This is a genomic window from Bacillus sp. TE9106W, assembly GCF_054062215.1.
In genome coordinates, this window is record NZ_JBSSFA010000006.1 from 19,000 (window position 1) to 37,403 (window position 18,404).

The 18,404-nt window shown below is 34.9% G+C and carries 20 protein-coding genes and 1 riboswitch; of the genes, 18 read left to right on the plus strand and 2 right to left on the minus strand.

The annotated features are described in order from the left end of the window. The first annotated feature begins 53 nt into the window (after window positions 1–53). The 6 genes from resB to ACVWY7_RS13095 all read left to right on the plus strand — a co-directional run bounded on the left by resB (window position 54) and on the right by ACVWY7_RS13095 (window position 7,063). Entirely contained in the window at window positions 54–1,679 is a 1,626-nt protein-coding gene (resB, locus tag ACVWY7_RS13070; protein ID WP_000910543.1) for a cytochrome c biogenesis protein ResB, read from the plus strand. A gap of 14 nt (window positions 1,680–1,693) precedes the next feature. After that, complete coding sequence (resC, locus tag ACVWY7_RS13075; protein ID WP_000250084.1) at window positions 1,694–2,851, plus strand: cytochrome c biogenesis protein ResC; 1,158 nt, start codon at window positions 1,694–1,696, stop codon at window positions 2,849–2,851. 302 nt (window positions 2,852–3,153) lie between these two features. Further along, complete coding sequence (resD, locus tag ACVWY7_RS13080) at window positions 3,154–3,870, plus strand: DNA-binding response regulator ResD (RefSeq protein ID WP_000426862.1); 717 nt, start codon at window positions 3,154–3,156, stop codon at window positions 3,868–3,870. Continuing rightward, complete coding sequence (gene resE / locus ACVWY7_RS13085; RefSeq protein ID WP_000964698.1) at window positions 3,870–5,645, plus strand: sensor histidine kinase ResE; 1,776 nt, start codon at window positions 3,870–3,872, stop codon at window positions 5,643–5,645. The genes resD and resE overlap by 1 nt, the downstream gene beginning before the upstream one ends. Window positions 5,646–5,782: 137 nt before the next feature. After that, window positions 5,783–6,364 carry a cob(I)yrinic acid a,c-diamide adenosyltransferase gene (locus ACVWY7_RS13090; protein ID WP_000781292.1) on the plus strand — a complete coding sequence of 194 codons (582 nt, stop codon included), beginning with the start codon at window positions 5,783–5,785 and terminating at the stop codon, window positions 6,362–6,364. An 84-nt stretch (window positions 6,365–6,448) separates the two neighbouring features. Further along, complete coding sequence (locus ACVWY7_RS13095; protein ID WP_000645701.1) at window positions 6,449–7,063, plus strand: peptidoglycan DD-metalloendopeptidase family protein; 615 nt, start codon at window positions 6,449–6,451, stop codon at window positions 7,061–7,063. Window positions 7,064–7,093: 30 nt separating this feature from the next. On the opposite strand, the gene ACVWY7_RS13100 is transcribed toward ACVWY7_RS13095, so the two are convergent. Continuing rightward, complete coding sequence (locus ACVWY7_RS13100; RefSeq protein WP_000711804.1) at window positions 7,094–7,780, minus strand: hypothetical protein; 687 nt, start codon at window positions 7,778–7,780, stop codon at window positions 7,094–7,096. A gap of 245 nt (window positions 7,781–8,025) precedes the next feature. Beyond that, a riboswitch (FMN riboswitch) is annotated at window positions 8,026–8,165 on the plus strand. Window positions 8,166–8,327: 162 nt separating this feature from the next. Here ACVWY7_RS13100 and ACVWY7_RS13105 point away from each other — a divergent pair. Further along, window positions 8,328–8,906: an ECF transporter S component gene (locus ACVWY7_RS13105; RefSeq protein ID WP_000810845.1), complete on the plus strand. Its 579-nt coding sequence runs from the start codon at window positions 8,328–8,330 to the stop codon at window positions 8,904–8,906. A 122-nt stretch (window positions 8,907–9,028) separates the two neighbouring features. Here the strand turns inward: ACVWY7_RS13105 and ACVWY7_RS13110 are convergent, their stop codons facing one another. Next, window positions 9,029–9,277 carry a ferredoxin gene (locus ACVWY7_RS13110; RefSeq protein WP_001151996.1) on the minus strand — a complete coding sequence of 83 codons (249 nt, stop codon included), beginning with the start codon at window positions 9,275–9,277 and terminating at the stop codon, window positions 9,029–9,031. Between the two features lie 267 nt (window positions 9,278–9,544). Here ACVWY7_RS13110 and ACVWY7_RS13115 point away from each other — a divergent pair, with 267 nt between their 5' ends. From ACVWY7_RS13115 to ACVWY7_RS13165, 11 genes are all read left to right on the plus strand, one after another. Continuing rightward, window positions 9,545–10,606, plus strand: coding sequence for a helix-turn-helix domain-containing protein (locus ACVWY7_RS13115; RefSeq protein ID WP_073522547.1), 1,062 nt, complete (start codon window positions 9,545–9,547; stop codon window positions 10,604–10,606). Beyond that, window positions 10,596–12,125 carry a RecQ family ATP-dependent DNA helicase gene (locus ACVWY7_RS13120; RefSeq protein WP_000762999.1) on the plus strand — a complete coding sequence of 510 codons (1,530 nt, stop codon included), beginning with the start codon at window positions 10,596–10,598 and terminating at the stop codon, window positions 12,123–12,125. The genes ACVWY7_RS13115 and ACVWY7_RS13120 overlap by 11 nt, the downstream gene beginning before the upstream one ends. Continuing rightward, window positions 12,125–12,688 (plus strand): CPBP family intramembrane glutamic endopeptidase, encoded by a 564-nt coding sequence (locus ACVWY7_RS13125; protein WP_001025765.1) that lies wholly within the window; start codon window positions 12,125–12,127, stop codon window positions 12,686–12,688. Before ACVWY7_RS13120 ends, ACVWY7_RS13125 begins: the two co-directional genes overlap by 1 nt. A 22-nt stretch (window positions 12,689–12,710) precedes the next feature. After that, on the plus strand, window positions 12,711–13,190 hold the full coding sequence (locus ACVWY7_RS13130; RefSeq protein ID WP_073522550.1) for a LysM peptidoglycan-binding domain-containing protein: 480 nt from the start codon (window positions 12,711–12,713) through the stop codon (window positions 13,188–13,190). Window positions 13,191–13,247: 57 nt separating this feature from the next. Next, window positions 13,248–14,024, plus strand: coding sequence for a metallophosphoesterase (locus ACVWY7_RS13135; RefSeq protein ID WP_000637815.1), 777 nt, complete (start codon window positions 13,248–13,250; stop codon window positions 14,022–14,024). Further along, a complete protein-coding gene (locus ACVWY7_RS13140) occupies window positions 14,024–14,899 on the plus strand; it encodes a MerR family transcriptional regulator (RefSeq protein ID WP_001142638.1) in 876 nt (291 codons plus the stop codon). Before ACVWY7_RS13135 ends, ACVWY7_RS13140 begins: the two co-directional genes overlap by 1 nt. A 77-nt stretch (window positions 14,900–14,976) precedes the next feature. Then, window positions 14,977–15,585, plus strand: a complete 609-nt coding sequence (locus ACVWY7_RS13145; RefSeq protein WP_001235392.1) for a genetic competence negative regulator — start codon at window positions 14,977–14,979, stop codon at window positions 15,583–15,585. Window positions 15,586–15,852: 267 nt separating this feature from the next. Next, window positions 15,853–17,139 carry an NAD-specific glutamate dehydrogenase gene (gene gudB / locus ACVWY7_RS13150; protein WP_000225170.1) on the plus strand — a complete coding sequence of 429 codons (1,287 nt, stop codon included), beginning with the start codon at window positions 15,853–15,855 and terminating at the stop codon, window positions 17,137–17,139. Window positions 17,140–17,217: 78 nt separating this feature from the next. Beyond that, window positions 17,218–17,427 carry a hypothetical protein gene (locus tag ACVWY7_RS13155; RefSeq protein WP_000428476.1) on the plus strand — a complete coding sequence of 70 codons (210 nt, stop codon included), beginning with the start codon at window positions 17,218–17,220 and terminating at the stop codon, window positions 17,425–17,427. Between the two features lie 92 nt (window positions 17,428–17,519). Next, the gene (locus ACVWY7_RS13160; protein WP_001983018.1) at window positions 17,520–17,756 is read left to right on the plus strand and encodes a DUF3961 domain-containing protein; all 237 of its coding nucleotides are present in this window, start codon (window positions 17,520–17,522) and stop codon (window positions 17,754–17,756) included. Between the two features lie 79 nt (window positions 17,757–17,835). After that, on the plus strand, window positions 17,836–18,366 hold the full coding sequence (locus tag ACVWY7_RS13165; protein WP_001240647.1) for a peptidoglycan recognition protein family protein: 531 nt from the start codon (window positions 17,836–17,838) through the stop codon (window positions 18,364–18,366). Window positions 18,367–18,404: the final 38 nt, after the last annotated feature.

Below are 18,404 nucleotides of genomic sequence, written 5' to 3' on the forward strand. Positions count from 1 at the left end.
GTAACTTGGGGCTAGAATATACAATAGTACATATGGATACAGGGGCGGTGAGAGTGTTGAAAGAAATTAAATGTGAATGTGGACATGTGAATCCGATAGGAACCGTTTTTTGTGAAGCTTGTGGGAAACCATTTGAAAGCAATGAAAATATAAAACTATTGGATATGCGCTATGAGGGGAGTGCTCGGAGATCTCTCACGCAAACAAAAACGATAGTCGATAAAATTTGGAGCTTTTTTTCTTCTGTAAAAGTGGGTGTATGGCTAATCGTAATCACTTTAGCGGCATCAGCGATAGGAACTATTTTTCCGCAAGAAATGTACATAACTCCAGGAATTGCACCAGCTGAATATTATAAACAAGAATATGGGTTTTTAGGACAATTATACTATCAATTAGGATTTAATAATTTATACGGTTCATGGTGGTATATGATTTTGATTGCTTCTATCGGTATTTCACTTGTGATATGTAGTTTAGATCGTGTCATTCCACTTTATAAAGCTTTAAAAAAACAAGGGGTTAAAAGACACCCTAGCTTTTTAAAGAGACAGAGGTTATACGGCACTGGTACACCGCAAGATGGTGATTTGGAACGAGTCCAAATGAATTTAAAGAAAACGAATTATAATGTGAAAGTGGAAGATAGAAACATTTTAGCCGAAAAGGGACGGTTTTCACGCTGGGGTCCATATGTGAATCATATCGGTCTTATTATCTTTTTATTCGGTGCGATGCTTCGTTTTTTACCAAGTATGTACGTAGACGAAGCGCTTTGGTTACGTGACGGTGAAACGAAAGAAATACCTGGAACGGATGGGCAATACTATTTAAAAAACGAGAAGTTTATAAAGGAAGTTTATGATAAAAGTAAGGATAAAGAAGTTTTTGATGAAGCAATTGATCGTGTAGGCGATAAAATGATTGCGAAAAACTTCCAAACGAATGCTGTATTGTATAAAGCAGTAGGTGAAAATATAGCAGGACAAAAACCGAAATTGGAAAAAGTAAAAGAAGCTGAAATTCGAGTAAATGAACCGCTGAAATTTGATCAGTTCGCCGTTTATCAATTGGATTATAAAGAAAATGAATTTAAAAGTATGTCCTTTAATTTGCAAAATAAAGAAAATAATCAAAAGTGGGGACCGATTAAAGTTGATTTAACGGATCCTAATGAAAAATATGATTTAGGAAATGGTTATTCTTTAGAACTATTAAGCTACTTCCCTGATTTTTATTTTGATGAGAATGGAAGACCAAACACAAAAACGAAATTACCAAACAACCCTGCATTTGTATTTAAAATGTTTACACCTGAAACACCAGATGGTGAAGTGAGTTTTGTTGGTATTCAGCAAAATATAGAACCTGATGGAAATAACAAATATAAAATGTCCTTTGCAGGTGTGGAAATGCAAAATGCAACAGCGCTTACTGTAAGGAAAGATTTAACGCTTTGGATTCTCGGTATTGGAGGATTTATATTTATGGTTGGTGTCATTCAAGGAATGTATTGGAATCATCGCCGTATTTGGATACAACGCGTTAATGATGAATGGTGGATTGCAGGACATACGAATAAAAATTGGTTTGGTTTAAAGAAAGATATTGAAAGAGTACTAGAAGGTACAGCAATTCCGCAACCAAGCGATAAAGTAGTGGATAAAAAAATTAGTTAAGGTGGGGAAACGATATGGTGCAAATAAGTAGTAACTTTCTCTTTACCGCATTTATTTTATATTTAATTGCAACTCTATTTTTCGGAGGAGCAATTAAAGAAAAGGGTCATAAATGGGCAAATGTAGGAATAACGATTACAATTTTAGGGTTTATTGCACAAACAGTATATTTTGTTACAAGATGGATTGCATCAGGACATGCACCGGTTAGTAACTTTTTTGAGTTCGGTACGTTTTTCGGCATGATGCTTGTCGGAGCATTTATTGTCATGTATTTTATGTACCGCGTAAGTATAATTGGGCTCTTTGCATTACCAGTTGCGCTTTTATTAATTGCCTACGCGAGTATGTTTCCGAGGGAAATATCACCGCTTATTCCATCTTTAAAAAGTAATTGGTTACACATTCACGTGACGACTGCAGCAGCAGGACAAGCGATCTTAGCGATTAGTTTTATTACGGGCGTTATGTATTTATTGAAAAATGTAGATCAATCAACGAGAAGCAAACGTACATTTTGGTTAGAAACGGTCGTGTTCACGCTTGTTTGTACAGTTGGATTTATTGGAGTGACAACGGTATTTTCTAGTATGAAATATGAAGCAAAGTTTCAATGGATTGATAAAAATGAACAACAAGTGGAAATGAAATACAATCTTCCGGCTTTAGTTGGACCGCATGAAGGGAAGTTGCTGACAGAAAATAAATTAGAACCGACAGTTGAAGTTCCAGCGATTGTAAATGCGAAAAAATTAAATACTGTAATTTGGTCAGTGTTAGTTGGAACGTTACTCTATATCGTATTAAGGCTAATTTTACGTAAACGAGTATCCGCGGCGCTTCAGCCGTTAGTAAAGAATACGAATAGTGATTTGTTAGATGAAATAGGATATCGTTCTATTGCAATTGGATTCCCAGTTTTCACGTTAGGTGCATTAATTTTCGCCATGATTTGGGCTCAAATAGCATGGACACGCTTTTGGGGATGGGATCCGAAAGAGGTTTGGGCGCTTATTACTTGGCTCTTTTATGCTGCGGTATTACATTTACGTTTATCAAAAGGATGGCACGGAGAGAAGTCAGCGTGGTTAGCGGTAATTGGTTTTGCAATCATTATGTTTAACTTTATTGTAGTAAACTTAATTATCGCGGGTTTACATTCATACGCATAGAGAAATAAAATAGGAGAGTGTATGTCACTTTCCTATTTTATTTTTGTCAACTTTTCTTCTTTTTTGAGAAAAACATGACAAAGTAGCCGTTGATTTTGTAAAATGATGTCGAGGACATTATATACTGTTCAAAAAAAATACATAGTTTTGGAAAAAAATTGAACAAACTTTATTATTCTTGTGAAGCATAGTATGGAAAGTGAAACATTTAGAGGATTGCTTAAATAAACGAGAATAGCGCAACATAATAGTATAGAAGGGTAGGTGTGAACCGTTGTGGTAAAAGTACGCAACGGGTAGAAATGGAAAATGAATCAAGAATTTTAATTGTAGACGATGAGGATCGTATTCGTCGTTTGTTGAAAATGTATTTAGAAAGAGAACAATACACAATTGAAGAAGCAGACAATGGTGATACAGCTTTAGAAATGGCACTGCAAAATGATTATGATTTAATCCTATTAGATCTTATGATGCCTGGTAAAGATGGTATTGAAGTATGTAAAGGGGTTCGTGAGAAGAAAGCAACGCCAATTATTATGTTGACAGCAAAAGGTGAAGAAGTAAATCGAGTACAAGGGTTTGAGGTAGGAACTGATGATTATATTGTGAAACCATTTAGCCCACGTGAAGTAGTGCTTCGTGTGAAAGCGGTCTTACGCCGTTCTGTACCAACAACATTCTTTACACAAGATACAACGACAAAAGATGTTACTGTGTTCCCTCATTTAACAATTGATAATGACGCACACCGTGTTACAGCAGATGGTAATGAAGTGAATTTAACACCGAAAGAGTACGAATTACTATTATTCTTAGCGAAAGCGCCTGATAAAGTATTCGATCGTGAGCAATTGTTAAAAGAAGTATGGCAATATGAATTCTTCGGAGATTTACGCACAGTTGATACGCATGTAAAGCGTTTACGTGAGAAGTTAAGCAAAAAATCACCAGATGCTGCGAAGATGATTGTTACCGTTTGGGGCGTAGGTTATAAGTTTGAGGTTGTGAACGACTGATGCTTTGGAGAAGTGTAGTAGGGAAGTTATGGATGACCATATTACTTCTCGTTTCGTTCGTGCTTGGATTTGTTGCGATTTTACTTTCGCAGTTTTTTAGAACGTATTATGTGGATATGAGTGAAACTAGGCTTCAAAAAGTCGCAACAAGTGTTTCAGAGTTAATTGAAGAAGGTGCCGATGTCAAAACGATTGAGAATATCGCGTACAAATTCTCTGACCCACTTTCAAGGATCATTATTGTAGAAGATGGTAAAGAAATCTCTTCTTCACCGAAACAAGAAGGATTAGTCACTCTTACAATGGATGACTTAAAAGAAGATAAAGAATTAGCGGCTGTGTTTACAGACAAAAAAGAAATTAAGAATAACATTAGAAAAGCTTCTAATAGTAGAAAGAATAAAAATACTGAAAATGATATTATGATTGTCGGAAAACCAGTACAGTCAAAAAATGAAAGTGCAGTGTTTGTATACGAATCTTTACAAGTGCCGATACAAGGTATGGAAAGAACGACTGATTTTATATTCTTATCAGCAGGGATTGCGATTATATTAACAACTTTCTTTGCATTCTTCTTATCTACTCGAATTACAGCACCACTTCGTAAAATGCGTGAGGTTGCTTTTGAGGTGTCGCGTGGGAAGTTTGATGCGAAAGCTCCTATGGTATCTCAGGACGAGATTGGTGAGCTTGCAACGGCCTTAAATCAAATGGGGAAACAGTTGAAGTTTAATATGAATGCCCTGCAGCAAGAGAAAGAACAGTTAGCTAGTATATTAAGTAGTATGGCAGATGGGGTTATTACATTAAATCAAGAAGGTGAAGTCGTTGTAATCAATCCGCCGGCTGAACATTTCTTACAAGTTTGGCAAGAAGAAAAAGAGATAGAGCTCAGTAAAAAACTGCCTTCTGAACTTGTTGAACTATTCCATCTCGTTGTAGAAAGCGAACAACAACAAGTGGTTGAAATTAATTTACAAAAAGGTAACTATGTGGTCCTTATGACACCGCTTTACAATCAAACGAAAATTCGCGGGGCTGTAGCTGTATTGCGTGATATGACGGAAGAACGCCGTCTTGAGAAGATGCGTCAAGACTTTATTGCGAACGTATCACATGAACTTCGTACACCGATGGTCATGCTTCAAGGGTATAGTGAAGCAATTTTAGATGATATTGTGCAAACGAAAGAAGAAATTAATGAGTTTGTTCAAATCATTTATGATGAATCCGTTCGTTTAGGTAAACTTGTAAATGAATTATTAGATTTAGCGCGCATGGAAAGTGGTAATGTAGAGTTACATATAGGTGAAGTTGATATTCATCCTTTTGTTGAAAAAATAGGTCGTAAATTCCAAGGGATTGCGAAGGATAAAGAAGTCGCGTTAACAGTTGATTTCAAAGATTCAATTGAGCAGTACCCGTTTGATGCAGATCGTATGGAACAAGTATTGACGAATTTAATTGATAACGCAATACGTCATACGAACGCAGGCGGACATGTAACGCTTGTAATTGATACGAAAAATAATGGTCTTATTTTTGAAGTGCAAGATTCAGGCGTCGGTATTCCAGAAGAAGATATTCCATTTTTATTTGATCGTTTCTATAAAGCTGATAAAGCAAGAACACGTGGAAAAAAAGGTGGAACAGGACTCGGGCTTGCGATTGCAAAAAATATTGTGCAAGGCCATGATGGGAAAATTGCTGTTTCAAGTGTTGTTGGAGAGGGAACTACATTCTCTGTCTATTTACCGAATCGTATAATTTAGATATGCGTTTTTAAAGTTGATAATGAATAAAGTTCTACTGTTTTTTATTTTTTTGTAAAATCAATTAAATAAATAATAGTAGAACTTTTTTTCTAACTTAGTCGAATGAAGAATAATGAGAGGGGTGTCGTAAAGCGATGAAATTATATACAAAAACAGGAGATAAAGGAACAACAAGTGTAATAGGTGGCAGAGTGGATAAAGATAATATCCGAGTGGAAGCATATGGCACGATAGATGAGGCGAATTCTCATATTGGATATGCGATGACGAAACTACAAGGCAGGTCTTTCGGAGATGTTTACAATGAACTTGAAACGATTCAACATGAACTATTTGATTGCGGGGGAGACTTGGCGATAGTAGGCGAGAAAATTCCTTATAAAGTAAAAATTGAAATGGTCGAAAAAATAGAAAGTAGAATTGATTCGTATATAGAAGAAGCACCGCCGCTAGAGCGCTTTATTTTACCAGGTGGAAGCGAGCCGGCAGCTGCTATTCATATTGCACGTACAGTTGTAAGGCGAGCAGAACGATGTATCGTGTCCTTGCAAAAAGAAGGAGAAATAAATGAAGTTGTTCTAAAGTATGTAAATAGATTATCTGATTATTTATTTGCAGTAGCTAGAGTAATAAACGCTCGATTACAAGTAAAAGATGTAGAGTATAATCGCAGTGCAATCGTTTTTCGTGATAAGAAAGAGAAGGAAGTGGAGTGATTCACTTTCTTTTTTTGTATACTTTTTTCTGTAATATACCAAAATAGAGAAGGTATGGTGGTAATTAGAAAACGGAGGATGTATATGAAAGCTTTAAAATACGGCGTCATGTTATTGACAGTACTGTTTTTATCTCAATTACATGTGTACGCAGAGGGAAATCAATGGGCATGGCCTGTTGAAGGACAGATAAGTGATTATTTTGGGACAAGGCACGGAAAACACTACGGTATAGATATAGCAGCACCGATCGGCACGCCTGTGTCAGCTATTCAAGAAGGGAAGGTAACAAAGTCTTATTATTCAAGTAGTTATGGAAACGTTATATTTATTAAACATGGAGAATATGAGGCTGTGTATGCACATTTAAATAAGAGATATGTAGTTCAAGGGGATTATATTTCAAAGGGAGAAATAATTGGAGAAGTAGGGAATACAGGAGAATCCCGAGGTGCACACTTACATTTAGAAGTTCATCAAGGAAAATGGACGATGGCAAAAAAGAATGCGATGAATCCATTGCTTGTTTTACATGAACAAAGAAATGAAACAGTTTCTTCATCGTTATACGTTGTCCAAAAAGGTGATACTCTAGTTAGCATTGCACGGAAATTTAGAATGTCCGTTAAGGAAATTCAAGAAAAAAATGGGTTGCAACAAGAGTTGATTTATCCAAATCAACAATTATATGTAAAGTAAAAAAAGAGCTAGTTTAACACTAGCTCTTTTTTACCAAAAAATAAAGACACATATAAATCCAGAAATAGCTAAGTAGCTATATAAGTAAAATACTTTCGTTCTTGTTTTTTCGTTTGTTCGAAATAGTACAATAGTCGGTTCAATTAAACCAATTGTCAAACAAAGTAAACCAAGAAGCATACAACCGATTGAAATAGAGTACAGGGCGATTTGTGGTGCTTGAAATGGAATCATCCATTTTAATAAAAATGCAATGAGTGCAGTGTAGCAAATGCTGCCGATGTATTTATTCAACGGTGTATTAGAACGGAAGCCTGGAAGTTTTTTTAAGAAAGAGCGGGAAACAACTTCAGTTTGTAAAGATGTATGCTCTTCGATTATTTTTTGAGCTTCTTTTCCTTTTTGGAAAAGGGATAATATCCAGTTTCGCTCACCTTGAAAAATAAATTGTGAAGTTGTCAAATAATGATCAACCTTCACTTTATTCCAATTCTTCCATGGATGGCGCTCACATAATTTTAATTTACTTTCTGTCTTTTTATCATACTGATAAATACTGATGCCATCTTCATCGAAAGCAGCATAGTATGTCTCACTTGAAAATGTGCCTAAATCAATTGGACAGTAGAAAAGTAATTCTTTTTTTAAGTAAAAGTATTCTTTCCTTAAGTTTTTTTTCATTGTTTCTCGAATAGAGTGTCTCTTTTCTTTCTTCATGACATTTCCTCCATAATCCAGAAAATGTTCTTATCTTAACAATTCAACATCTTATCACTTTTAATTATATATGACTAGGGGATTCATAGGAGAAATGCCGAATACTAAAAAATATGGGGTGTATTGTAAAATATAATGTATGATTTTGGTTATGTAAAATTAATAACTTATTTTTAATAAGTTACACTTTTTTTGTTCACAATACGATCATGTTGTTGTATAATGAAGTGGAAAATAGAATATCGGTCTATCTTCGGGGCAGGGTGAAAATCCCGACCGGCGGTGATGAACTATATGTGATTTTGTTCTAAGCCCGCGAGCCGTTAAGGCAGGATTTGGTGTGATTCCAAAGCCGACAGTACAGTCTGGATGGGAGAAGATGGAGGTTCAAGCGTTCAAAAAAGATAAGTATTTGAACGTCTGTTTGATGTGCCTTAAATTCTCCCTTTGTGTAAAACACAAAGGGTTTTTTCGTTCTATGAAAAAGTAGGCATAGCAGAACCTTTCCACTTTCCATGAGATGATCGATGGAAAAGGAGAGAGAAAGATGAAACAAAAAAACAGTGTAGTGCAGATGGTGAGTGTAGCGATGCTAAGTAGTATTGCATATTTACTGATGATGTTGGATTTCCCATTCCCAGGGCTTCCGCCATTTTTAAAAATTGATTTTAGTGATGTACCAGCTCTAATTGCTGCAATTATTTTCGGACCAGCTGCAGGGATAATTGTAGAAGCGATAAAGAATATTTTACATTACGGGATTCAAGGGAGTTTAACGGGAGTACCAGTTGGAGAAATTGCTAACTTTATTGCAGGATGTTTATTTATTGGACCAGCAGCTTTCTTATTTAGGAAGTATCGTACTGTTAAGAGTTTAACGACAGGATTAATGCTAGGGACAATTACAATGGCTCTTATTATGAGCGTATTAAATTACATCATCATATTCCCAGCTTACACTTGGTTTTTAAATTCACCAGCTATGTCTAGCGAAGCGATAAAAACAACGGTTGTAACGGCAATCTTACCATTTAATTTGATTAAAGGAATTGTTGTGACAATTGTATTTGTAGCGTTATTCTCACGCCTGAAAGTATGGGTGTTTGCAAAAATGAAAAATGCATAAAATATAAAATAAAACCATTAGTAGTATGTAACTACTAATGGTTTTTTATAAGGAGAATGAAAATAGAAAACAAAAAATACCCCTCAAAGGAATGAGGGGTATTTTTTGAAGTTAATAAAAGACTATTCGAATTTTAAAGCATCGCCGTCGAATGATTCGTCAGCAACTTTAATTGAGTCAGTTGGACAACCTTCGAATGCATCCATCATATCTTCAAGTAATACATCTGGAATTTCAACGATACCTTGGTTATCGTCTAAAGTTACGAATGCAATACCTTCATCATCATAGTCATAAATGTCTGGTGCAGCAGCGCCACAAGCACCACATGCGATACAAGTATCTTTATCAACGATTGTATATTTTGCCATCTTTTTTCCCTCCTGATAATATGTATGTGAAAAGCTCGCCATAAAAATTATAACCTTATTGTAAAACGGTTTTTAAAACTTTTCAACATAAAATTATAATGATAATCCTTATCAATTAGAGTGTCAACTAATTTCTGCATTATGTCATAAGATTTTCAAAATACGTAAATGTTATTTCGTTTGGTACAATAGAATATATACAAGTACATATTACCAATATGATAAGTTTAATGAGTAACTAAGTTAGATTGAAAGGTGGAAGCGGTAATGCAACTACAATATACTGTATTGTATTGTTTAAAACAATTGAATGGTGAAAGGACCGTTTCTTCTATTTATTATTTATTAAAGGGAAAACGTTCTTCGCAAACGTTACAAGATGGAAATATGTTCCGAATTTCTTTTTTGTTTGGAATATATAAATTGCTAAATAGAGCTGAATATGATCGTGAAGTTGCAAAGTTGTTGCAAGCAGATTTGATTCAAGAGATACATGAAAATACATATTTGTTAACACCTAAAGGTAAAATGCAGTTACATACATGGGAGGAAGGGTATGCTTTTCCAGCGCATTTACATGGTTTGCACTATGGTGAATTAGGTGAAACATTTTGGAAAAGATTATCCTTAATTATTCAAACTATATCTAATTTACAACAGAATAATACGAAGTTTATTCCTATTCAACAAGATACAGAAATAATGGTTTGGGTGAAACGCTTTTTAACAGGTATGCCGTATAGGCGTAGTGAATTGGCAAAAAGATTATGGAAAGAAATATATACTCTTTTAAGGAAATGTGATGTGGTAGAAGCAACGATTGTAACATATAGATTAACAGGATATGAACGTATCGGTTGTACTTTGCAGCAGTTAGCAGAAATTACGAAACGAGATGTTTTCAGGGTGTACTTTTTATTTTGGGGTACAATTCATTTCCTTATACAAGAAGTTCGCGATTATGAAAATGAATTTCCGTTATTATCTGAGATTATCTCTTACCCAAATGAGAGAGCTGAATTATTTAGTTTATCAACGAAAAAAACATATAATTTTTGGAGGCAAGGGCGCTCATTAGAAGAAATAGCGACAATTAGAAATCTAAAGGTTGCAACGATAGAAGATCATTTTGTTGAAATTGCTTTGCGAGAAAGAGATTTTTCAATTGAAATGTTTATGGAAAAAGACAAAATAGATAAAGTAACAGAAGTAATTGATGCATTACAAACACGTAAGCTGCGTGAGTTGAAACAAGCGGTTGGAGAGGATATCTCTTATTTTGAAGTTCGTCTTGTATTGGCGCGGATGGAGGGTATAAATGAAACTTGAGGAATATTTATATAGGTGGTTTGGATATTCTGAATTTCGTCCAGGTCAAAAAGGAGTCATTACAGATTTATTGGAAGGAAAAGATGTTATAGCGATGCTTCCGACCGGAAGAGGGAAGTCTATGTGCTATCAACTTCCAGGGCTTATGCAAGAAGGGACAGTACTTGTTGTATCACCATTATTATCTTTGATGGAAGATCAGGTTACACAATTAAAATATGTTGTGAAAAACCGAGTGATAGCATTTAATAGTTTTCGGACATTACAGGAAAAAAGAGAAGCGATGAAAAGATTAGCTTCTTATAAATTTATTTTTGTTTCACCAGAGATGTTGCAGTCGGAATTGTTAATAAGAGAATTGAAGAAAGTTCATATTTCATTATTTGTTGTGGATGAAGCTCATTGTATTTCGCAATGGGGTTATGATTTTAGACCAGATTATAAAAAACTAAATGTAGTTATTAAGAATATCGGGTCTCCTACGGTGCTAGCATTAACTGCAACAGCGACGAAAGATGTACTCCGAGATATAGCAGAGAGTTTGAATTTGGAGAATGTGACGCAGCATGTATATTCTATTGATCGTCCAAATATAGCAATGGAAGTACAATTTGTAGAGACGATAGAAGAGAAGAAAGAGGCGCTTTTGGACCAGGTGATGTATTTACAAGGGCCGGGGATTGTATATTGTTCAAGCAGAGCGTGGACAGAACGTTTAACGGAATATTTAAGAGGAAAAGGCGTGACTGGTGTCGCTTTCTATCATGGTGGTATGGAACATGAAGAGCGTATGTTAATTCAACAGCAGTTTATGAATGACCAATTGCAGCTTGTAATATGTACAAGTGCTTTTGGTATGGGAGTAAATAAATCGAACACGAGATATATTATTCATTTTCACTATCCGACTAATATAGCTTCTTATTTACAAGAAATCGGAAGAGCTGGAAGAGATGGTGAACCAAGTATAGCTATTTTACTATGTAGTCCGTTAGATCACGATTTACCAATTTCAATAATTGAAGATGAATTGCCAAGCCAGTCACAAATACAATTTTTATTTTCTTTACTACAGGAAAGAATGTTTCAAACGAAAGAATTACCAATAGAAGAGGTAGAAGAAATTTGTTATAATGCAGCAAGATTTAATGAACAATATTGGCGTTTCATCCGCTATCATCTTGAACAGCTTGGAATCATACAACAGAGAAAATTAAAATTAGAGAGCTTGTCAGATGAAATTATGAACAGATTAATAGCTGAAGTAGAAATAAGGCTACGTAATAAATATAGTGAGCTAGAAAACATGAAATCATGGATACAAGTGAAAGGATGTAGACGTGAATATTTATTGCAACAGTTCGGTTACAGAAAAGAGGGCGAGTTAAAGAATTGCTGCGACTATTGTCATATTACAAAAACAGATTATAAAAAAAGACAAGCGCAACAATCGGATTTCGACTATAATTGGGAAACAGAGTTACAAAAGCTTTTCGGTCTAGAAAAGATGGGGGAATGATGAACATTCAAAGGCATAATATTGAAGATATGAGTCCGAAAGAAATAAGGCTGAATCTGTATATCACACAGTTCATTATTATTGGTATCGGTTGTTTACTAGCATATATACTATTCCGAGATATAAAATCGGTGTATAGTCTGTGGAAATGGGAACCGGTGTCTATACTTATAATAGGTGGCTTGTTAGCAATTGGTATTGTGTTATTAGATTATGTTGCAATGCGGGTGTTTCCAGAGTCTTGGTTTGATGATGGTGGTATTAACGATAGGATGTTTCAAGGGATGTCAGTTATGCATCTACTCGTTATTACGTTCATTATCGGCTTTGCAGAAGAATTTTTATTTAGAGGTGTAGTGCAGACGCACTTTGGAATTGTAATAGCGAGTTTTGTATTTGCAGTATTACATATTCGGTATATAAAAAAGCCATTTTTGTTTTGTTTCGTCTGTTTCATTAGTTTTGTCTTTGGTTACGTATTTGAATGGACAGGAAATTTGTTTATAACAATCTTTGCACACTTTCTTGTTGATTTTATAATGGGACTCCAATTAAGAAAATAAATGGAAGGTGGTGGTGAACAACATGAGGAAACGAATTCCTGATTTTGAAGAGGAATTAGAAGTTGAGCGAGTGGAAGAAAAAGAAGGTTTACCGCCGCGTAGTGAAATTCATAGAAATAAAGAAAAAAAACAAAAGTTTAAAATGAATCATATTTTCGTTCGAGTTTTAACATTTTTATTCATATTACTACCAATTAGTATCTTATGGTATACAGATAAATATATTCAGGTGAAAAGTGATAGTAATAACGATGGAAAAAGTGCATTTGAGGTCATTTTTTTTGATTCAGCTAAATCTGAGTCCGAGGCATCATCTGAGAAAGTCGTCACGCATACGGTGAAAGAGGGAGAAACTTTAGAAAGTATAGCGAAGCAATATTTTTCAGATGAAACTGGGATCGAAGTGATTAAAAAGTATAATGATTTACAAAAAGATGAAGTGAATGTAGGTCAAGAATTAAAAATTCCGATAAAAGATAAGTCCACAAAGCGAGAAAGTTAGTAAAATACTTACTATAAAAACTGAGGATTATCTTTATGAGGAGGGGAGTAAAAATATATGATATGGATTATCTTATTAAGTACTCTCGTTTGTATTGGTATTATAATGCTTCTTGTAATGTATACAGAAGCAATGCGTGATACGGTGCTAGAACATACTTTAATATTTGAAGAATTTCCGAAAAGTTTTCAAAAAGTAAATGTATTTTTTATATCTGATATTCATAGAAGGGTCATTTCGAATTCGTTAATTGAACAAGTAAAAGGAAGAGTTGATCTTGTAATTATTGGTGGTGATTTAGCGGAAAAAGGTGTCCCTTTCTCGAAAATCTCTGCAAATATACAAAAGCTAAGAGCGATAGCTCCTGTATATTTCGTATGGGGAAATAATGATTATGAAATTGAATATCATGAATTAGATGCTTTGTTTTTGGAAAATAATGTTAAAGTTTTAGATAATACAAGAGTTGTATTTGAGTCTGAATTAGGAGAGAAAATTTGTTTACTCGGTGTAGATGATGTTGGTTTGGAACGTGATCGTTTAGATTTAGCGTTGGCTGATTGTAAAGAAGATGGTTTTCGCATATTAATTAGCCACAACCCTGATATAATAAATAAAATGTCTGGAAAAGAACAAATTTCACTTGTGCTAAGTGGACATACACATGGAGGGCAGATTCGATTATTCCCATCTAAAAAATATTTAAAAGGTGGCGTATATAAGCATTCAAATATAACTCTTTTTGTTAGTAATGGGTATGGAACAACGTTGATTCCACTTCGCTTCCGAGCACCTGCTCAAACACATATTATTACGTTATGCGGAGGGAAATGATGCCAACTCTAAACGGAAAATATAACATAAAAGCTGTTTCGAAAATAATTGGAGTTCAACCAAGTACGCTTCGTGCATGGGAAAGAAGATATCAAATGATTGCCCCAAAGCGGAATCATGCGGGGCATCGATTATATACAGAAGAGCATATTCAAATTTTGAAATGGTTAATGGACAAGGTTTCTTCCGGCATGATGATTGGACAAGCAGTTCAATTATTAGAAGGGAATCGTTTGCAGAATAGTGTTCGAAATGAAATACATTACGATAGAGAAGTTGTTTTAGTGGACGATTTACTACAAGCTTTGTTAAAATTTGATGAAATTACAACTTCTGCATTGTTAAACGAGGCTTTTAGTATTTATGCAACAGAAAAAGTTATCACAAGTATTGTTCTTCAAGTGTCAAATAAATTGTTAACGTTAAAAAATAATAATGAAGTTACAATGGTGCAATTCCAATATGTCTTATCATTTTTACAAACGCGTCTAGGGATGGTATATCATAATGCATCATCGTTTTCTTCTATACAAAAAGTTGTTGTGTTAGAAAGTAATATGTTGAAAGGGTTTATTTTCTCAACGTATTTACGATTAAAAGGATATGAGGTGATATATATTAGGGCAAGCTTAGCGGAAGATAGTATTACGTTAGCTGTTGAGCAAATAAGACCTAAATATGTAGTAATCTCTTTTGATGACGGACGAGAACTGAAGAACGCAATGAGCTACTTGAATTTGTTGCAAGAAAAAAGTGAAAACCTTTCTGTTGGGGTTATAGGAGAAATAGGTGCTGGAGATCAGTTGAACATTCAAACAAGCCTAATTGGTGATACGAAAGAAGAATGGGATGATTGGTTAAAAATTTTAGAATAGTTGTTCGAAAAGAACCATCTATTTTCTATTTCATATAATAAAAATTATATTCATTGGTTGCGTAGGGAGGGTATGAGATGAGGCTGGAACGATTAAATTACAATAAGATAAAAATTTTCTTAACATTTGATGATTTATCTGAACGAGGATTAACGAAAGAAGATTTGTGGAGAAATGCACCGAAAGTACAGCAATTATTTCGTGATATGATGCAAGAAGCAAATAAAGAATTGGGATTTGAAGCGGATGGCCCGATTGCAGTTGAAGTATTTTCTCTACAAGCGCAAGGAATGGTCGTAATTGTAACGAAAGAACATCAAGAAGCGGATACAGATGATGAGTTCCGTGACGAGTTTATTGAAATGCAAGTGACTCTAGATGAAAGCGAGCATATCCTTTATGAGTTTGCTACACTAGATGACGTAATTAACCTGTCGAATCGTTTATATAACCTTGATGTAACTGGCGGAAAATTATATACGTGGGATGGGCGTTTCTATCTTTGGATGGAAGAAGAGGAGCAAATACAATTACTGAAGGCAGATTTTATAGCTATTTTAGCGGAATATGGTAATCCGTCTACAGCAACTATTTATCGTCTAATGGAGTATGGTAAAGAATTAATGGCTTCTCAAGCAATTGAACAAATACACAATTACTTTGTGAAAAAACAAAACCTTAGCTAATATAACATAGCTAAGGTTTTGTTTTTTATTTTACTTAAATGTATCTTTTTAAAGTGCTGTATTTAAGTGAAATAAAAAATATTTAAATATTTAAGTATTTTACTTTTCTAAAAGCAATAAAAGGACTATAATGATAGTGAAAACGCTTGCAAAAGAAAATACTTTGTATATATTTGTTAGCGTTTTCTATTGCATTCCAAATTTAACGGTGTATACTAGGCAATGAAGGTTTACTAAACAAGTGAAATTACAGGGGGTTTACTTACTATGGTAGCCGAAAAGGGAACTCAAACAAAAACACAACAACAAAGGGAACAACATTTTGAACTATTGAATTCAACACAAATTGTTATTAGTGAAGCGTTAGAAAAATTGGGTTATCCAAACGAAGTATATGAATTATTAAAAGAGCCAATTCGTATGATGACAGTGAAAATACCAGTTCGTATGGATGACGGGACTGTTAAAATATTTACAGGATATCGTGCACAACATAATGATGCTGTTGGTCCAACGAAAGGTGGAATTCGCTTCCATCCGAATGTAACAGAAAATGAAGTGAAAGCACTTTCAATTTGGATGAGTTTAAAATGTGGTATTGTTGATTTACCATATGGCGGAGGTAAAGGTGGAATTATCTGTGACCCGCGTGAAATGTCATTCCGTGAGTTAGAAAGATTAAGCCGCGGTTATGTACGAGCAATTAGCCAAATCGTAGGACCGACGAAAGATATTCCAGCTCCAGATGTATTCACAAACTCTCAAATTATGGCATGGATGATGGATGAGTATAGCCGTATTGACGAATTTAATTCACCAGGATTTATTACAGGTAAGCCACTTGTATTAGGTGGATCACATGGACGTGAAACAGCAACAGCGAAAGGTGTTACAATCTGTATTCGCGAAGCTGCAAAAAAACGCGACATTGATATTAAAGGTGCACGCGTTGTTGTTCAAGGATTCGGTAATGCTGGTAGCTTCTTAGCTAAATTTATGCATGATGCAGGTGCGAAAGTTATTGCAATCTCAGATGCTTACGGCGCATTACATGATCCAAACGGATTAGATATTGATTATTTATTAGACCGTCGTGATAGCTTCGGTACAGTAACAAAACTATTTAATAATACAATTTCAAACAAAGAATTGTTAGAACTTGATTGCGACATTTTAGTTCCAGCTGCAATTGAGAACCAAATTACAGAAGAAAATGCTAATGATATTAAAGCAAAAATCGTTGTTGAAGCTGCAAATGGTCCAACAACATTAGAAGCAACTAAAATTTTAACAGATCGCGGAATTTTACTTGTTCCAGACGTATTAGCAAGTGCTGGTGGGGTAACAGTATCTTACTTTGAGTGGGTACAAAATAACCAAGGTTACTACTGGACTGAAGAAGAAGTAGAACAACGTTTAGAAAAAGTAATGGTAAGATCGTTTGATTCTATTTATGAAACAGCACAAGTTCGTAAAGTGAACATGCGTTTAGCGGCGTATATGGTCGGTGTTCGTAAAATGGCTGAAGCAAGTCGCTTCAGAGGTTGGGTATAATATTATATTGTGAGAAAACGTGATTCCTTTCGAGGGGATCACGTTTTTTTGTTGAAGTATTAGAGTGAGGTGTTGTGTATGGAAAATAAAATGATGGAACGAGTAGAACAATTAGAAGAAAAGGTTAAGAGGTTAGAGGGAGAACTTGCAAGAGCGACGAAAGCCAAAAAGACAAGTATTGTTCGGGTGTTCGGGGAAGGGCTACTGTTTTTAATATTTGGTGCGGTTGTAGTAGGACCGATTATCGCCTTTGTAATCACGATTCTTACTGGATTTGCCGAAAAATAAAATAAAAACAAAAAGAACGCTTGTTCTATGCGAACAGACGTGCTATAATCTCCTTAGATAAACAAAACGGAAATGATTTTAAGGAGAGATAAATGATGAAAATGACAGTAGACCAAAGATTTATGATGCCAGCGGATGTTGTAGAACGAGTGGAAGTGTTAAGAAACAAACAAAGTAAGCGCGGCACATTATTACAATCAGTAAATAAATTTTTCGGTTTAGATACGAAAGAAGATTGTGTTTGGTTTTACGGTTTTTATGGAGTTGCTGTAAGTATTTTATTATTTATGGTGTTCACATCAAATATTTTCGATTTTCTCTTCGCGTAAGAAATATGCTATAAGGACATTGCTACCGAATACATATATAAAGAAGTAAGGTAATCTTCTGAAGCGGGAGTTGGTAGTAATGGCGATGTTTCCTATAGAGCGTAACTATATTGGATATGGAAGTTCACGGCCGGGAATTCCTCTTTCTAAAGTAAGGTTTATTGTAAGCCATGATACGGGGAATCCTGGTAGCAATGCGATTGGGAATCGGGATTATTTTAATGAGATACAACCGAAAGCTTCGGCACATACATTTATAGATGACAAAACAATACTAGAAATTATTCCTATAAGTGAAGTTGCCTATCATGTTCGATATGGTGTGTCGACAGATAATGACTTATATGGGTATGATGCCAATAAGGCTGCCATTGGAGTGGAGCTTTGTTATGGCGGTGATGTTAATTTTTGGGAAGCATATACCCGTTTTACGTGGTATCATGCGTATTTATGTCAAAACTTCGGCTTGAATCCGAAAAAAGATATCGTATCACATAAAACACTTGATCCAGCCAGAAAGATTGATCCTGAAAATGTTTTAGGGAAACAAGGTATTAAATTTCAGCAGTTTTTAGCAGATGTCTATCGGATGTACGTTTCGTTTAGATGACAAATATATGAAAAATGAATACAATAAAGATAGGTGCC

Coding starts and splice junctions, on each gene's coding strand:
- ACVWY7_RS13095 (WP_000645701.1), top strand. CDS start 6,449: ATGAAAGCTTTAAAATACGGCGTCATGTTATTGACAGTACTGTTTTTA.
- ACVWY7_RS13115 (WP_073522547.1), top strand. CDS start 9,545: ATGCAACTACAATATACTGTATTGTATTGTTTAAAACAATTGAATGGT.
- ACVWY7_RS13110 (WP_001151996.1), bottom strand. CDS start 9,277: ATGGCAAAATATACAATCGTTGATAAAGATACTTGTATCGCATGTGGT.
- ACVWY7_RS13140 (WP_001142638.1), top strand. CDS start 14,024: ATGCCAACTCTAAACGGAAAATATAACATAAAAGCTGTTTCGAAAATA.
- ACVWY7_RS13130 (WP_073522550.1), top strand. CDS start 12,711: ATGAGGAAACGAATTCCTGATTTTGAAGAGGAATTAGAAGTTGAGCGA.
- ACVWY7_RS13165 (WP_001240647.1), top strand. CDS start 17,836: ATGGCGATGTTTCCTATAGAGCGTAACTATATTGGATATGGAAGTTCA.
- resC (WP_000250084.1), top strand. CDS start 1,694: ATGGTGCAAATAAGTAGTAACTTTCTCTTTACCGCATTTATTTTATAT.
- ACVWY7_RS13105 (WP_000810845.1), top strand. CDS start 8,328: ATGAAACAAAAAAACAGTGTAGTGCAGATGGTGAGTGTAGCGATGCTA.
- ACVWY7_RS13145 (WP_001235392.1), top strand. CDS start 14,977: ATGAGGCTGGAACGATTAAATTACAATAAGATAAAAATTTTCTTAACA.
- ACVWY7_RS13135 (WP_000637815.1), top strand. CDS start 13,248: ATGATATGGATTATCTTATTAAGTACTCTCGTTTGTATTGGTATTATA.
- ACVWY7_RS13155 (WP_000428476.1), top strand. CDS start 17,218: ATGGAAAATAAAATGATGGAACGAGTAGAACAATTAGAAGAAAAGGTT.
- ACVWY7_RS13125 (WP_001025765.1), top strand. CDS start 12,125: ATGAACATTCAAAGGCATAATATTGAAGATATGAGTCCGAAAGAAATA.
- ACVWY7_RS13120 (WP_000762999.1), top strand. CDS start 10,596: ATGAAACTTGAGGAATATTTATATAGGTGGTTTGGATATTCTGAATTT.
- resD (WP_000426862.1), top strand. CDS start 3,154: ATGGAAAATGAATCAAGAATTTTAATTGTAGACGATGAGGATCGTATT.
- resE (WP_000964698.1), top strand. CDS start 3,870: ATGCTTTGGAGAAGTGTAGTAGGGAAGTTATGGATGACCATATTACTT.
- gudB (WP_000225170.1), top strand. CDS start 15,853: ATGGTAGCCGAAAAGGGAACTCAAACAAAAACACAACAACAAAGGGAA.
- ACVWY7_RS13090 (WP_000781292.1), top strand. CDS start 5,783: ATGAAATTATATACAAAAACAGGAGATAAAGGAACAACAAGTGTAATA.
- ACVWY7_RS13160 (WP_001983018.1), top strand. CDS start 17,520: ATGATGAAAATGACAGTAGACCAAAGATTTATGATGCCAGCGGATGTT.
- ACVWY7_RS13100 (WP_000711804.1), bottom strand. CDS start 7,780: ATGAAGAAAGAAAAGAGACACTCTATTCGAGAAACAATGAAAAAAAAC.